The sequence below is a fragment of the Phycisphaerae bacterium genome (assembly GCA_012729815.1).
Taxonomy (GTDB): domain Bacteria; phylum Planctomycetota; class Phycisphaerae; order JAAYCJ01; family JAAYCJ01; genus JAAYCJ01.
This window is the reverse complement of sequence record JAAYCJ010000046.1, coordinates 1-14,469: the sequence shown is the minus strand read 5'-3', so window position 1 is coordinate 14,469 and position 14,469 is coordinate 1. Positions and strand designations below refer to the sequence as shown.

Annotated in this window: 12 protein-coding genes; 4 read left to right on the top strand and 8 right to left on the bottom strand. The window is 67.1% G+C overall.

From position 1 onward, the window contains the following. Window positions 1-39: 39 nt before the first annotated feature. Together GXY33_03560 and GXY33_03555 are read left to right on the top strand one after the other, a co-directional pair. Window positions 40-1,236, top strand: a complete 1,197-nt coding sequence (locus GXY33_03560) for a hypothetical protein (protein NLX04204.1) — start codon at window positions 40-42, stop codon at window positions 1,234-1,236. Between the two features lie 17 nt (window positions 1,237-1,253). Further along, complete coding sequence (locus GXY33_03555; GenBank protein NLX04203.1) at window positions 1,254-1,988, top strand: MBL fold metallo-hydrolase; 735 nt, start codon at window positions 1,254-1,256, stop codon at window positions 1,986-1,988. On the opposite strand, the gene GXY33_03550 is transcribed toward GXY33_03555, so the two are convergent. The 8 genes from GXY33_03550 to GXY33_03515 all read right to left on the bottom strand — a co-directional run bounded on the left by GXY33_03550 (window position 1,979) and on the right by GXY33_03515 (window position 12,363). Next, window positions 1,979-3,130: a SpoIIE family protein phosphatase gene (locus GXY33_03550; GenBank protein ID NLX04202.1), complete on the bottom strand. Its 1,152-nt coding sequence runs from the start codon at window positions 3,128-3,130 to the stop codon at window positions 1,979-1,981. The genes GXY33_03555 and GXY33_03550 overlap by 10 nt on opposite strands. Then, complete coding sequence (locus GXY33_03545; GenBank protein ID NLX04201.1) at window positions 3,100-4,869, bottom strand: 4Fe-4S binding protein; 1,770 nt, start codon at window positions 4,867-4,869, stop codon at window positions 3,100-3,102. The genes GXY33_03550 and GXY33_03545 overlap by 31 nt, the downstream gene beginning before the upstream one ends. A gap of 17 nt (window positions 4,870-4,886) precedes the next feature. Then, on the bottom strand, window positions 4,887-6,908 hold the full coding sequence (locus tag GXY33_03540) for a 4Fe-4S binding protein (protein ID NLX04200.1): 2,022 nt from the start codon (window positions 6,906-6,908) through the stop codon (window positions 4,887-4,889). Between the two features lie 2 nt (window positions 6,909-6,910). Next, a complete protein-coding gene (locus tag GXY33_03535; GenBank protein ID NLX04199.1) occupies window positions 6,911-8,803 on the bottom strand; it encodes a 4Fe-4S binding protein in 1,893 nt (630 codons plus the stop codon). Further along, complete coding sequence (locus tag GXY33_03530) at window positions 8,803-9,318, bottom strand: NAD(P)H-dependent oxidoreductase subunit E (GenBank protein ID NLX04198.1); 516 nt, start codon at window positions 9,316-9,318, stop codon at window positions 8,803-8,805. The genes GXY33_03535 and GXY33_03530 overlap by 1 nt, the downstream gene beginning before the upstream one ends. After that, the gene (locus GXY33_03525; protein ID NLX04197.1) at window positions 9,290-9,982 is read right to left on the bottom strand and encodes a redox-sensing transcriptional repressor Rex; all 693 of its coding nucleotides are present in this window, start codon (window positions 9,980-9,982) and stop codon (window positions 9,290-9,292) included. The genes GXY33_03530 and GXY33_03525 overlap by 29 nt, the downstream gene beginning before the upstream one ends. 204 nt (window positions 9,983-10,186) lie before the next feature. Then, window positions 10,187-11,347 (bottom strand): tetratricopeptide repeat protein, encoded by a 1,161-nt coding sequence (locus GXY33_03520; protein NLX04196.1) that lies wholly within the window; start codon window positions 11,345-11,347, stop codon window positions 10,187-10,189. Continuing rightward, window positions 11,341-12,363, bottom strand: coding sequence for a polyprenyl synthetase family protein (locus tag GXY33_03515; protein ID NLX04195.1), 1,023 nt, complete (start codon window positions 12,361-12,363; stop codon window positions 11,341-11,343). Before GXY33_03515 ends, GXY33_03520 begins: the two co-directional genes overlap by 7 nt. Window positions 12,364-12,571: 208 nt before the next feature. Here GXY33_03515 and GXY33_03510 point away from each other — a divergent pair, with 208 nt between their 5' ends. Together GXY33_03510 and proB are read left to right on the top strand one after the other, a co-directional pair. Beyond that, the gene (locus tag GXY33_03510; GenBank protein ID NLX04194.1) at window positions 12,572-13,948 is read left to right on the top strand and encodes a 3-deoxy-D-manno-octulosonic acid transferase; all 1,377 of its coding nucleotides are present in this window, start codon (window positions 12,572-12,574) and stop codon (window positions 13,946-13,948) included. Between the two features lie 6 nt (window positions 13,949-13,954). Next, a partial coding sequence (gene proB, locus GXY33_03505; GenBank protein ID NLX04193.1) for a glutamate 5-kinase occupies window positions 13,955-14,469 on the top strand: 515 nt, incomplete at its 3' end.

The following is a 14,469-nucleotide window of genomic DNA, read 5'->3' as shown; positions in this document are numbered from 1 at the left end:
AACCGGATTGGTTCTCGGGAATTTTGAAAGGAGTTGGTCGTGGATTTTCCGCAGCAGCAGGCGAGCGTTCGGAAAGTGGATGGTTCGATGGGCACAGCGGGTTCGTTCGACATGCGCGAGCATCTGGACCCGCGGCGGCTGACCCTGGTGATGTGGGACAACGCGTTCGTGCTGCGACACGGGCCGGGCGGGTCGTTCGAGGATTTCGACAGGGTGTTGGATGAGGCGATCGAGCGCGGCTACAACACGCTGCGGCTCGATCCGATGCCGCAGTGGATCGACCTGTTGCGGCCGGAGCGGGAGCTTTCGTGGCCCGACCCGAAGCAGCCGTTGATGCCATGGAACTGGAACACGGCGGTGAAAGGGCCGGTTGGGGCGTGGATCATCGAGTTCGTCGAGAAGATGCTCTCGCGAAAGCTGCACTACACCGTCAGCGCGTGGTGGCCCATGGACGAAGCCAGAGGCCCCAAGCCGCTGCGCCGGCCCAAGGATCACCGCGAAGGGGCGGAGATGTGGGTGACGATGCTGACGGAGTGGAAGCGGCGGTTCGGTTTCGAGGGGCTGGTGTACGTGGACCTGGCCAACGAGGTGCCGTACTTTTTCCCGGGGTTTCTGGAGCGGATGAAGGAGGCGACCGGGTGCGACTGGGGCGTACCGGCGTTCGGCGGGGCGCAATCGGCGTTCATCGCCAGGGAGCTCAACGAGGCGTTGGACCTGCTGCGGCGGGAGTTTCCCGAGCTGCGGTTCACGGCGTCGATCCACGGCGACGTGCGGTGGCTTGACGTGCCGGTGGAGTTCGACTGTCTGGACGTGCATTTTTACGCCGACGCCGACCCGCGATGGACGCACCGGACGCGGTTCCACGAGCGGATGCCGGTGCTGTTCACCGACGACTCGTGGCACGAGGACTATTCGGATCGGTGCAACAAGGCGCGCGCGGCGGCGGCGCCGATGTTCCGGGCACGTCAGCGGGGCAAGCTGGGGCAGTTCGCGGCGTGGGCGCAGCAGCGCGGCATGCCGCTGACCACCAGCGAGTCGTGGGCGTCGTGGTACATGATCGACCGGCCGGGCATCGACTGGGGCTGGCTGCTGGAGTGGGCTGAGTGGTCGGTGGACGACGCGATCGAGTACGGGATGTGGGGCTGGACGCCGCACAATTACTGCCAGCCGCAGTTCGAGAACTGGAAGGACGTGCGGTGGCATCGGCGGTTGACCGAGCGGTTCCTGCGAAGCTGAGGCGACAGGAGGACCGGATGGAGATCACGTGGCTGACCCAGGGCGGGTTCGTGTTCGAGCAGGACGGCGAGCGTCTGGCCGTCGATCCGTACCTCAGCGATTTCGTGGAACAGACGGACGGGCTGAAGCGCCTGTGTCCCGCGCCGGTGCCGGTCAACAAGCTCTCGCCGGCGGCGGTGTTCTGCACGCACCACCATCCGGACCATCTGGACCCGGTGGCAATCCCGCAGATCGCCCAGCGGTGGCCGGCGTGTCTGTTCGCCGGGCCGTTCGCGGCGATGCAGCGCTGCCGGCAGCTTGGCGTCGATCCGCAGCGGCTTCGCACGGTCGGATGCGGCGAGTCACTGACCGTCGGGCCGTTCGCGCTCAAGGCGGTAATAGCGCATCACGGGCAGACCGAGGCGGTCGGGTTGCTGGTCGAGGCGGAGGGCGGGCTGGTCTACGTCAGCGGCGACAGCGAGTATCACGAGGAACTGGCTGAGGACGTGTCGGTCGAGGCGGACCGGCGGATTGACCTGGTGCTGATCTGCATCAACGGCCGGTGGGGCAACATGAGCGGCGATGAGGCGCTGAAGGTGGTCGGCCAGCTCAAGCCCGTCGCGGCTTCGCCGATGCACTACGGCCTGTTCGCTGAGAACACCGCCGATCCCAAGCCGTTCGTGCGCGGGTGCCTGGCGATGGGCGTCCGGTCGGCGGCGCTGACGGCGGGACGGGCGACGCCGATCGCGGAGCTGACCGGGAGTCAGACGTAGTCGATCACGACGAGTTTGCCGTCGTGGCGGAGCTTGGCGGCGATCAGCGGGACGATGGTGGTGCGGGAGAGGATGCCGCGCTGGCGGAAGCCGATGTCCTGGTTGGCGGGGTTCGAGGCGCGGCCGACCATGATATTGACGCGGTCGGCGGCGCGGAGCAGGCCGTGCAGTTCGGTCACGCCGCTTTCCTCCTCGAAGTTGCCGGGGTCCTCGTCGAGGACGTTGAAAACCTGGTTGAGGGTGACCGCGCCCTCGGTGACCAGATCGACGCCGGGCAGTTCGTAGCGGGGCGGGGCGAGCACGCTGGTGGCGTTCTGCTCGACCCGCGGCTTGAGGTTCATGCAGCGTCCGACGACGAGCGTGGTGGTCGCGCCGCAGATGACCTTGCGTCCCTCGCTGCGCCAGAACCGCTTGACGACCTGGAGGTCCTTGTTGGGGTCGGCGGGCGGACCGGTAAGGATGTTGAGCACGTTGCCTTGGCGGCACGAGGCGAGCACGGCGGTGCAGTCGTCGCCGGGCTTCTTCCAGTGATCGAGGGCCTGGCGGTGGACGGCGCGGGGGATCTCGTGAAGCGGCATGCGGTCGGCGATGCAGCGGTCGACATAGTGCCGCACGCCGTCGATGGTCCATCCCTCGGCCAGTCCCGCACCGAGTCCGGCCTGCGTGATTCCGTCGCTGACCAGCAGGAGTCCCTCGCCCGGTTCGACGTGGGCGTGGCATTCACCGACCAGGGCGGTCTCGATGGTGGTGGTCCGCTGGGGCAGGACGATCGTCTGGATCTTGCCGACGAAGACCGGCGGCGGCATGTCGTAGGTCAACACGGTGGCCTGGCCGTTGTTGAGGATGCGGGCGAGGGCGAACGCGGCGTATGAGAGCTCCGGATCGCGCGAGCGGTTCATGGTCTCAGCGGCGGCGGCGAAGGCCCGCCGCAGCGAGAATCCGCAGCGGAGCAGTTCCATGATCCGGGTCGCGCACATGGTGGCGGCGATATTGGCCTTGAGGCCCGAGCCGATGCCGTCGCAGCAGACGATGGTGGTGGACTGGGCGGTCCGCTCCTGGAGGACCAGATCGCCGCAGGGCTCGCCCGTCCGCTTGGGGGTCTGGACGACGGCTATTTCGACGTGTGTATATCCCAGGGCCATCGGCCGGATTTCTCCGTGGTGGTTTCGGGCGGTTGCCCGCCGAGCCGCATGAGGTTATCGACGAGTTGCTGTCCGCGGGCGGTGCTCTCGCCGAGGAAGGCGGCAATCCTCTGGGCCATGCCAATCTGGTGTTCGAGGAGCTCGCGGGCCTGGCTGACGGTGTCGGCCTGGAACTGTTCGAGCCGGTCCTGGCTGAGGCGGCTGTTGGTGATGTTGACGAAGATGCCGATGAACTTCTTTTCCTCGCGGAGGGCGTAGAGGATCTGGTGGCAGATGAGTTTGTACTTCTCGTGGCGGACCACCATTTCGACCCGCTCTTCCTGACCGGAGACGAGCTTCTCGAAGAGTTCGGGATCCATCAGGTACGAAATGTTCTTGCCGCAGAAGGACGCGCTGCAGAGGAAGAACTTGCGGAAGGCGGGATTCATCGACACGATGTTAAGCCGTTCGTCGAGGATGACGATGCCGTTGGGCGTGGTTTCGATGATCCGGTCGGTCCGCTGCTCGGCGAGCCGCTTCATGTACGGGATGCACATTTCGGGCTCGGCCAGTCCGCGGATGACCGCGATGGCCTTTTCGCGGCACGAGGCGTAGCCGCACGCCCCGCAGTTGAGCTGATCCTCCTCGTGGGCCTTGCCGGTCTTTTCCATCACGGCGCGGATCTGGTCCTCGTCGATGGGCTCGTGCTCATCCACGGGCCGGCCGGCGAACGCGGTGTCGAGGCCCTCGGTCCGGGGCTGGTCGGGCGGTCCGGGATTGGCGGCGGCGTAATCGATCAGATCCTCTCGCCGATGGTAGAGCCGCTGCTCCGAGGCGACGGCCGGGCCGTTGATGCAGCCCTGCGGGCACATCAGCGGTTCGATCACGACGGCCTGGCGGTCCTGGTGGGCGAAGGCGAGGGCATCAACGACCTCGTCGAAGCCGCTGACGCAGACCACGCGCGGGGCCAGCAGTTGCGAGGGCATCTCGGCGGTCCGGATCAGTCCGCCTTCGAGCGGGAAGAGCCGGGCCAGGCCGGCGGCCTCCTCGTCGAACCGGCTCTCCTCGCAGGCGGCCAGCGACAGGCCCTGGCCTTCAAGCCACTCGGCGAGTTCCTCGAAGGTGATGACGGCATCGACGTCGCCGGCGAGTTCCGGGCGTTCGGCCTCGGCCTTCTTGGCCACGCACGGCCCGATGAAGACGACCTTGACGTCGGACCCGAGCTTCGCCTTGATCCGCCGGGCGTGGGCGATCATGGGCGAGACGACGGGGGCGAGCATGCGGACCCACTCGGGATGGTAGCGTTCGACGAAATTGACCACGGCGGGGCAGGCGGTGCAGACGCACGGCGCGCCCGGCCGCTGGGCCGCGGCCTCGGCGGTCTTGCAGGCCACGTGATAGGCCCCGATGGCCGTCTCGGCCACGTGGCAGAAGCCCAGCCGCCGCAGGATCGAGGGCAGCCGCGACGCCTGCCACGGCGGCAGCACGCCGGCGAATGACGGGGCGACGCTGGCGGCCACCTTGGCCCCGGATTCCAGAAGCCGCACGACCCGGTCGAGGTCGCGTCGAAAACTCTTGGCGCCTTGCGGGCACTCGCGGATGCAGGTGCCGCAGGCGATGCAGCGGTCGGCGTCGACGAAGGCCTGGCCGCCGCTCATGCGAATGGCCTTGACCGGGCAGACGCGAACGCATCGGTAACAGTCCCGGCAGCGGGCCTTGTTGGTAAAGACGATCTGGCCGACCTTCTGGCGTGGTTCCATAGAGGGCTCCCGCGGGGTTACGATCCTCCGCCGCCGGCGGCGGCCAATTCCGCATCGAGGGCCTGACAGGCGTGATCGAACCGGCACTTCTCGATGATCTGCTCGCCGATCCGGACGGTGGGCCCGCGCCCGCAGCGCTCGAAGCAGAAGGTGGCCTGGACGTCCACGCGGTCGTGGAGGCCGCGTTCCTCGATGTGGCGGATCAGGGCGTGCAGCAGGTCCTGCGAGCCGCGGAGGTAGCAACTGGTGCCGACGCAGACGCTGACCTGGAGTTTCTTTTCGCGGCCGCCGTTGAGCAGGGCCAGGTCCTCGCCGCTGATGCGCCGGCGGTTCTGGTAGTGGGTATGGAGCAGGTGGTGGGCCTTCTCGCCGCCGACCTGCCCGAGGTGCTGTTCGTAGCACTTCTTGACGTACGGGTTGTCCTGGGACTTATGGAGCTGGAGCATCTTGTCGGTCTCGTAAAGACCTTCGGTCCGTTTACGCCTTGTCTGCGAATCGAGTGCGACGGGCTGACCGGCCCCGCCGATGCACCCGCCGGGACAGGCCATGACCTCGATCAGGTCGTACTGGCAGTTGCCGGCACGGATTTCCTCGGCGACCTTGCGGGCGTTGGCCAGGCCGTGGACGACGGCCAGGCGGATGGTCTTGCCGCCGAGGGTGTATTCGGCTTCGCGAAGGCCCTTCTCGCCGCGGACTTCGAGGAATTCGACCGCGTCGGGCTGGGTTTCGCCGAGCTGCTCCGCGGCGAACCGCAGGACGGCTTCGGTCACGCCGCCGGAGGCGCCGAAGATCACGCCGGCCCCGGTCTTGAAGCCCAGCGGCAGGTCGAGCGACTCGGGCTTGAGCTCGTTGAACCGCACGCCGTACTGCTGGATCATGCGGGCGACCTCCTGCGTGGTCAGGACGTGATCGACCTGCGGCACGCCGGCGACGGTGAATTCGGGCCGCTTGGCCTCGAACTTCTTGGCCGTGCACGGCATGATCGAGACGATGATCAGGTCCTTGGGCTCGACGCCGAGGTCCTTGGGCAGCATGTCCTTGGCCAGCGCGCCGAACATCTGCTGCGGCGACCGGCAGGAGGAGAGGTTCTCGAGCAGGTCGGGGTAGTACTGTTCGGCGAACTTGACCCATCCGGGGCAGCACGAGGTGAACTGCGGCATCGCCCCGCCGGTGGTGGCGCGGCGGATGAACTCGCTGCCTTCCTCGATGACCGTCAGGTCGGCGGTAAAGCACGTATCGTAGACGCGGTCGAAGCCCATCGCCTTGAGGGCCGCGGTCAGCAGGCCGGTGGTCACCGAACCGGCGGCCAGGCCGAAGGCCTCGCCGAGGGCGACCCGCACGGCCGGGGCGATCTGGGCGACCACCTTCTTGGCCGGGTTGTCGATGGCCCTCCAAACGTCCTCAACTTCGGACCGCGGCGTGATGGCCCCGGTCGGGCAGACCGCGGCGCACTGGCCGCAGTAGACGCACTCGACCTTGTCGAGGTTCTTGCCGAAGGCGGGCAGCACGGACACCGAGTGGCCGCGGAAGGCGAAGTCGATCGCCCCGATGCCCTGAATTTCGCTGCAGACCCGCACGCAGTCGCCGCACAGGACGCACTTGTTCGGGTCGCGGACCAGCGACGGCGACGAGCGGTCGACCGACGCCGGACGCCGCGCGGGTTTGAACCGCACCTTCTCGATGCCCAGCCGCCGGGCGAGGGCCTGGAGCTGGCACGAGTTGCTCTTGGCGCAGGTCGGGCAGCTCGAATCGTGGTTGGCCAGGAGCAGCTCGACGGCAATGGTGCGAATCTCGCGGATCTCCGGCGTGTTGGTCCGGACGCGCAAGCCCGGTTCGGCGGGCGTCGAGCACGAGGCCACCAGGCCCCGGCCCTCGACCTCGACCAGGCAGAGCCGGCAGGCCCCGTAGACGCTCAGGTCCGAATGGTAACAGAACGTGGGAATCTCGATGCCGGCCTTGCGGATCACCTCGAGCAGGTTGCGCTCGCCGTTGATCGGGAATTCGCGGCCGTCAATGGTTACGGTGGCGGATTTGGTCATGGCTAGTACACCTCCACGGCGTCAAACTTGCAGGCGGCCTGGCAGGCGCCGCACTTGATGCAGAGCGTTTCGTCGATCTGGTGGGGTTTTTTCTTTTCCCCGCGGATCGCGTGGACGGAGCAGACGCGGATGCAGGCCCCACAGCCCTTGCACTTTTCCGCGCTGATCCGGAGCTTGCGGAGCTTGGGACACCGGCCGGCCGGACAAGTCTTGTCGAAGACGTGGGCCTCGTACTCGTCCCGGAAGTACCGGAGGGTCGAGAGCACCGGGTTCGGCGCCGTCTTGCCCAGGCCGCACAGCGAGCCCTTGGCCACCGCCGCGCCGAGCTTTTGGAGCAGGGGCAGCGTGGTCTCGTCAGCCCGCCCTTCGAGGATGTCGTCCAGCAGCGAGAGCATCTGCTTGGTGCCCTCGCGGCACAGGACGCACTTGCCGCACGATTCCCGCTGCGTGAAGTCCATGAAGAACCGGGCCACGCTGACCATGCAGGTGTGGCGGTTCATCACGACCAGGCCGCCGGAGCCGACCATGGCCCCGACCGAACGGAGGGCGTCGTAGTCCAGCGGCAGGTCCAGATGCTCTCTGGTCAGACAGCCGCCGGAGGGTCCGCCGATCTGGACGGCCTTGAAACCGTCCGGATCGATGTTGCCCGCGTCGTCGGTGACGCCGCCGCCGATGCCGAAGACCACCTCGCGAAGCGTGGTGCCGAAGGGGACCTCGATCAGACCGGTGTTGGCGACGTGGCCGGTGAGGGCGAAGGTCTTGGTGCCGGGAGCGGCCTGGGTGCCGACCTTGCGGAACACGTCCGCGCCGTCGTTGATGATTCGGACGACCTGGGCGAGGGTTTCGACGTTGTTGATGATGGTGGGTTTGCCCCAGAGCCCGCTCTGGGCGGGGAACGGCGGCTTGGGCCGCGGCATGCCGCGCTCGCCCTCGATGGAGGCGATCATCGCGGTCTCCTCGCCGCAGACGAAGGCGCCGGCGCCTTCCTTCAACTCGCAATGCAGGTTGAATTCGGTGTCGAAAACCTTGTTGCCGAGGAAGCCGGCTTCGCGGGCCTCGGCCACCGCCCGCTTCATCCGCCGGACGGCCAGGGGGTACTCAGCCCGGATGTAGACGTAGGCCTCGTCGGCCCCGATGGCCCGGGCGGCGATCATCAGGCCCTCGATGACGCTGTGAGGATTGCCCTCCATCACCGAGCAGTTCATGAACGCCCCGGGGTCGCCCTCGTCGGCGTTGCAGATGACGTACTTTTTGGGACCGGGCTGCTGCCGGGCGGCCTCCCACTTTCGGCCGGTGGGAAATCCGCCGCCGCCCCGGCCGCGCAGGCCCGAGCGGCTGATCTCGGCGCAGATCTCCTCGGGCGACATCTGCGTGTAGGCCTTTCGGGCCGCCGCGTAGCCGCCGTGGCGGATGTACTCGTCGAGGCTTTCGGGGTTGAGCGTGCCGACCTCGCGGAGCACGACGTGGGTCTGGCGGTTGAGGAACGGGATGTCCTTGGCCCCGCGGCACAGCTCGTCGGTGTCGGGCCGGCGGTACAGCAGCCGTTCGACCAGCTTGCCCTCGCCGAGGGTGGCGCCAACGATCTCGGCCACGTCCTCGGGCTTGACCCGCATGTAGAGGATGTTGTCGGGCAGAATGGTGACCAGCGGGGCCTGCGAGCAGATGCCCTGGCATCCGCTGCGGGTCACCGGGACCGACCCGTCGTGCGTCTTCTCGGCTGAGAACTCCATGACGACCGGCAGCCCGGTCGCCTCGACCTCGCGGCAGAAGGCCTCGTAGACGGCCTCGGAGCCGTTGGCCCGGCATCCGGTGCCGGAACAGACGATCACGCGCCGTCCGTCCACATGGGGAAGACGACCGGCCGCGTTGGGAAGGGAAGCATCTTGACTGCGCATCATTGTACGGACTCCTTGGTGGACGCGGGGCTCTGCTCGCGCTCGAGAATGTCATCGATCAGCCGCACCGCCGTCTCCGGGGTCATGCGGCTGTGAACCTGGTCGTTGATCATCACCACCGGGGCCAGCCCGCAGGCGCCCAGGCAGGCAACCGTTTCGAGGGTAAAGAGCATGTCCGGCGTGGTCTTGTCTTCCTCGGTGACGTTGAGTTTGGCCCGCAGGGCTTCGAGGATCGGGATCGAACCCTTGACGTGGCACGCGGTGCCGTCGCAGAGGCGGACCACGTACTTGCCCTTGGGCGCCAGGGCGAAGTGGGCGTAGAACGTGGCCACGCCGAAGACCCGGGCCGGCGGCAGGTTCAGCGAGGTCGCGACGAAGGTCATGACCTCTTCCGGCAGGTACCGGTACTCCTCCTGGACCTCCTGGAGGATCGGGATGAGCTTCGACGGGTTACGGTGGTGCCGGTCGAGAATCTCACAGACTTTTTCAAATTTGCGGACCATCCGAGTGTGCATGGCTTGAGGTTCCTAATCTACGGGACCATTGAAAAGCACGTTTGAGTTTGCTGGTCAGGACGCCGAGGCTGGTCGAGAGCTGGGCGTTCTCGACGATGACGTTTTCGGGCACGTCGAGGGGGGCCGGCGCGAAGTTCCAGACCGCCACGACCCCGCCGAGCACCATGAGCGTGGCCACGTCCTGGGCGGCGGAGGCGGGCACGGCGATCACCCCGATGTGCACGTTCATCCGCTGGGCCAGTTCGGGCAGCTTCTCGAGGGGCAGGATCTCGCGGCCGTGGATCTCCCGGCCGATCTTGTCCGGATCGTTGTCGAAGACGGCCACGATGTTCAGGCCCTGGTCCTGAAAGTGGGCATAGCCCAGAAGGGCCGAACCGAGGCTGCCCGCCCCGGCCAGGAATGCGTCGTTGACGTTCTTCCAACCGAGAAACTCCTCCACCGCGTCGATCAGTTCGGCGGTGTCGTAACCGACCTTGGCCCGCCCGGCGATGCCCGTGGCGGCCAGGTCCTTTCGAATCTGCGTCGGGTCCAGCTTGAACTCGCGGGCGATCTGCGGACACGAGACGGCCGTCTGGCCCTGGCCGGCAAGCTGCTTGAGGAAATGCAGATACCGGGGCAGCCGCCGAAGGCTTGCCTCGGAAATGACCCGCAGTTCATCTTCCATGGTCAGCCCCTTGTCTTGTGCCGCGTTCGCCGAGTGCCTATCGAGAAAACATTATCGAGAAATCATTCTCCAATAAAGATAGCGTCCTTATCGGTGTTAAGTCAATGGGAACAGAGAAGAATTTCTCGATAAATTTTTCGCGAAAACGGACGCGGAACCGTGGTTAGCATAAATGACTGACAGATCGGAGGTTAGAAAGGAAAACTAGAGCTGGAGCTCTTTTTCCTGCTGGCGGGCGAGGTCTTCGAAGCGGGCCATCTGCTGGGCCAGGGCGCTGGCTTGGGGGCTGTCGGGGTAGGTTTCGATGACGTGGCGGGCCAGTTCCACCGCCTGGATGAAGTTGCGGCGCTGGACGAGATCCCGGATCTGCTCTTCAAGTTGTTGGCGGCGTTCGATTTCGGCGTTCTTCTCGAGGGTGGGGATCTGGTTTTCGACGGCCTCGGCCTCGACGCTGTCGGGGTAGCGCTCCAGGAGCTGCCGGGCGGCCTGGAGGGCTTCGTTCCAGTGCTTGCGGGTAACGTTCTTCTGGATGTCGGCCGAAATGCGCTTGAGCTGCTCGTCGCGGAACTTCTGGCGCTGCTGCGAGACGTGGATGACCAGTTCCTTGGCCCGCTCCGAGTCCGGATGCTGCTCGAGGAGGGCTTCGGCCTGGATCGCGGCCTTGTCCCACGCGCTGATGGCGATCAGGTCGTCGATGCGCTTTTTGACGCGGGCGTAGTCCTCATCGAAGGCCGCCTTGCGAAGCCCGTCCAGCCGGGTCAGGTGCTGGCGGACGTCGTGGTTGCCGGGATACTTGTGCTCCAGGCCCTCCAGCACGGCCCGGGCCTGGGCCCAGTTCCGGTCGCGGACGTGGCGTTCGACCTGGCGGAACGCCTCCTCCCGCTGAGTGCGGGCCAGAAGCTCGTATTTCCGGGCCCGGCCCTCCTGGTCCAGGAGGGTGTTCTCGTTGATCTCGTGGAGCAGGTCGGCGGTGCGAACCATCGCCTCATTGAGCTGGGCCAGGTGCTCAGCCACGACGCGGCCGTCCAGCGAACCGCTGCTCCCGGAGACCTGGACCGGAGGGACGAAGCGTCCCAAATGCCGCATCGACTCGCGGCGGAGTCGCACGAGCACAGCCGCCAGGAACACCAACGCGGCCAGACCCACGCTGATCACCGTCAGAAAAACCCCCCCCAGAACCGCCAGGAAGTGATAGTCCTCGGGAACGGCGGGCAGGACGGCCAGAAAGGCGAAGACCAGGCCCGCCACGGCCACCACCGCCAGGACCATCGCCAGGATCAGGAAGAGAGAGCCGAAGAGACGGGAGCCAAAGAGGCGTTCCAGGACGCCGTCGGGATCGCGGGCTGAGGACGCCGGCTCTACCATGACCGCTCCACCACAAAGTCAGCCAATCGTTCCAGGGCTTCTCTGGCGGGACCCTGGTCCAACCGGTCCAGGCGGCCCCTGGCCTCGGCGCCGAGGCGGCGTGCCCTGTCCTGCGCATATTGTATGCTGCCGGTCCGCTCCAGCAAAGCAAGAATCCCTTTGGCGGACAACGTGTTACCGGACCCGTTGTCGCCCGCTGAGGCGCCCAGAAGCTCCTGGAGGCGGGCCTGATCGGCAGGGCCGGCGACGGCCAGGGCGTGGATGATCGGGAGGGTCGGTTTGCCCTGGGCCAGGTCCCTGCCAAGAGTTTTTCCGGTCTGTTGTTCGCTGCCGACCAGGTCCAGCAGGTCGTCGGCGATCTGAAAGGCGACACCGATAGTCCAGCCGAAGTCGGCCAGGGCGGCGGTATCGGCTTCGCCGGCCCCGGCCAGCCGTCCGCCCAGGTATCCGCAAAGGCGATAGAGGCTGGCCGTTTTGAGCTCGATGATCTGGAAGTACTCGGGCTCGGTCATGTCCCATCGGCTGCGGCGGAGGCACTGGGCCAGTTCGCCGCGGCACATCTGGGCTGAGGCGCGGGCGGTGGCGCGGATCGCGTCGAGGTCTTCGCCGCGTCCGCAGAGCTCGAAGGCCTGGCTGAGCAGGTAGTCGCCCAGCAGGACGCTGGCCTCGTTGCCCCAGAGCCGCGAGACGGCGGGCCGGCCGCGCCGCACGGCGGCCTCGTCGAGCACGTCGTCATGGATGAGGGTGGCCATGTGGAGCAGCTCGATGGCGGCGGCGTAGTTGACGTGTCTGGCGTTGGGCTCGCCGAAGACCCGGGCGGCCAGCAGGAGCATCACCGGCCGCAGCATCTTGCCGCGGTAGGCGGCCAGATGATCGGCGAGCTGCTGAAACTGGGGATCGTCGTCCCGGGTGTGCCGGTCAAGCAGGCAGCGCACCTGTTCGAGCGGACCGGCGACGGCGCGGGCCAGATCGCCCAGGGCGGGAGAAGGAGTTGTCGTCTGGTCGGTCCGATGCATGGGTGTCCTCGCTGTTCGCAAGTCATTGTAACGGGTTGGGTTCCGAGGGTCCACCAAAAAGGGGCGGCGGGCGGCCAGGGGACGACGTGAAGCACAAGGGAAAACGGGAAGCGTGACGGCGGATGGCGGGAGGCTTGCTATTGGTTGGAGGCGGCAGTAGCATGATGTGTTGCTCGTTTTGGGCGATTGAGGATTGGGTTTGAGTGTGATGGGCGCAGCGCAGTCGGTTCTTCTTGATATCGGGTACGCGTTGGCGGGACTGGCGTTCCTGCCGGTGGTGATCTACCGGGCGATCTTCGCCGGTCGGTACCGTCACGGCTGGGGCAGCCGGTTCGGGGCGGCGCCGCGGCGCCACACGGATCGGCCGTGCATCTGGATCCACGCGGTGAGCGTGGGCGAGGTCAACGCGATCCGGACGCTGGTGGAACGGCTTCGGCAGCAGTTTCCGGGCCATGAGGTTCTGATTTCGACCACCACCGACACGGGTTTCGACCGGGCGGCGGCGGTGTTCGGGCGGGATCGGGTGTTCTTTTTTCCGTTCGATTTCTCGTGGGTGATGCGTCGGGCCTTCGACCGGCTGCGGCCGAGCGCGGTTCTGCTGGTGGAGTTGGAGGTCTGGCCGAACCTGGTGGCTGAGGCCAAGCGGCGGTCGGTGCCGGTGGCGGTGGTCAACGGCCGGATCACCGAGCGCTCGCTGCGGCGCTATCGGTTGGCCGGACCGCTGGTGCGGCGGCTGTTTCAGCGGATCGACCTGGTGATGGTGCAGGATGAGATTTACCGGCGGCGGTTCCTGGAGATTGGCGCGCCGGCCGATCGGATCGTCGAGACCGGCTCGCTGAAGTGGGACACGGCCAAGCCGGAACAAGGGGCGGGCGGCGAGGAGGCGCTGTCGGCGATCGCCGAGGCGCTGGGACTCGAACGGGGCAAGCCGATCATGGTCGCCGGCTCGACGGCTGAGACCGTCGAGGAGGAGGCGATCGTGCGGGCCTATCAGCAGGCGCGGGTGCGCCACGCCGATCTGCAGTTGGTGATCGCCCCGCGCAAACCGGAGCGGTTCGACCAGGTGGCCCGGCTGATCCGGTCGCGAGGGTTCAAGGTGGTGCGTCGGTCGGAGCATCCGGACGGCACGCGGCTGGAGCGGCCCGGTTCGCTGGTCGCCAGCGCGGTGGTGCTGCTGGACACGATCGGCGAGCTGCGTCGGCTTTACGCGATGGCGAGCGTGGTGGTGGTGGGCCGGACGTTCGTGCCGCTGGGCGGATCGGACGTGATGGAGATCGCAGCGTTGGGCAAGGCGATGATCCTGGGCCCGCACACCGAGAACTTCGCCGATGCGGTGAACAAGCTGCTCGAGAGCGAAGCGGCGGTGCAGGTCGACAGCGTCGAGAAGCTGGCGGGCCAGGTCGAACGGCTGCTGGGCGATCGGGCGCTGCTGGAGGAGATCGGCGAGCGGGCGCGGCAGGTGGTGATCTCACAGCAGGGGGCGACGGACCGGACGGCGCGGCACGTGTGCGAGCTGCTCGGCTACGAGTTCGACGCGACGGGTCGGGCGGTGGCGACGCCGCGGCCGGGCGCAGCGGGAGCGTAAGCAGCCATGCCAAGCACACAGGTTCGCCAGAAGATCGTGCGGTCGGCCCGGCGGGTGGTGGTCAAGGTGGGCACCAACGTGCTGACCGATTCATCCGGGCGGCTTGACCCGCGGGTAATCGCCTCGTTGTGCCGGCAGGTGTCGCGGCTGATCGAGTCCGGCCGGCAGATGGTGGTGGTCTCGAGCGGCGCGGTGGGCGCGGGCGTCGGACTGTTGAGGCTGCCCGGCCGGCCCAAGGACCTGGCGATGCTCCAGGCGTCCGCCGCGGTCGGCCAGGGCATGTTGATGAAGATCTTCGAGCGCAACTTCGCCCGCCACGGCCGTCACGCCGCGCAGATCCTGGTGACGCGATCGGACTTCGAGGACCGTCGGCGTTACGTGAACATCCGGCGGACGCTCGATGCGCTGCACCGGGTGGGCGCGGTGCCGATCATCAACGAGAACGACACCGTCGCGGTGGATGAGCTGCGGTTCGGCGACAACGACCTGATCGCGGCGCTGACCGCGAACCTGGTGCAGGC

Bases quoted from the DNA above. Each gene is read 5' to 3' on its own strand.
- GXY33_03540 (NLX04200.1), bottom strand. From the start codon at position 6,908: ATGACCAAATCCGCCACCGTAACCATTGACGGCCGCGAATTCCCGATC.
- GXY33_03515 (NLX04195.1), bottom strand. From the start codon at position 12,363: ATGCATCGGACCGACCAGACGACAACTCCTTCTCCCGCCCTGGGCGAT.
- GXY33_03520 (NLX04196.1), bottom strand. From the start codon at position 11,347: ATGGTAGAGCCGGCGTCCTCAGCCCGCGATCCCGACGGCGTCCTGGAA.
- GXY33_03530 (NLX04198.1), bottom strand. From the start codon at position 9,318: ATGCACACTCGGATGGTCCGCAAATTTGAAAAAGTCTGTGAGATTCTC.
- GXY33_03555 (NLX04203.1), top strand. From the start codon at position 1,254: ATGGAGATCACGTGGCTGACCCAGGGCGGGTTCGTGTTCGAGCAGGAC.
- GXY33_03525 (NLX04197.1), bottom strand. From the start codon at position 9,982: ATGGAAGATGAACTGCGGGTCATTTCCGAGGCAAGCCTTCGGCGGCTG.
- GXY33_03510 (NLX04194.1), top strand. From the start codon at position 12,572: ATGGGCGCAGCGCAGTCGGTTCTTCTTGATATCGGGTACGCGTTGGCG.
- GXY33_03535 (NLX04199.1), bottom strand. From the start codon at position 8,803: ATGCGCAGTCAAGATGCTTCCCTTCCCAACGCGGCCGGTCGTCTTCCC.
- GXY33_03550 (NLX04202.1), bottom strand. From the start codon at position 3,130: ATGGCCCTGGGATATACACACGTCGAAATAGCCGTCGTCCAGACCCCC.
- GXY33_03545 (NLX04201.1), bottom strand. From the start codon at position 4,869: ATGGAACCACGCCAGAAGGTCGGCCAGATCGTCTTTACCAACAAGGCC.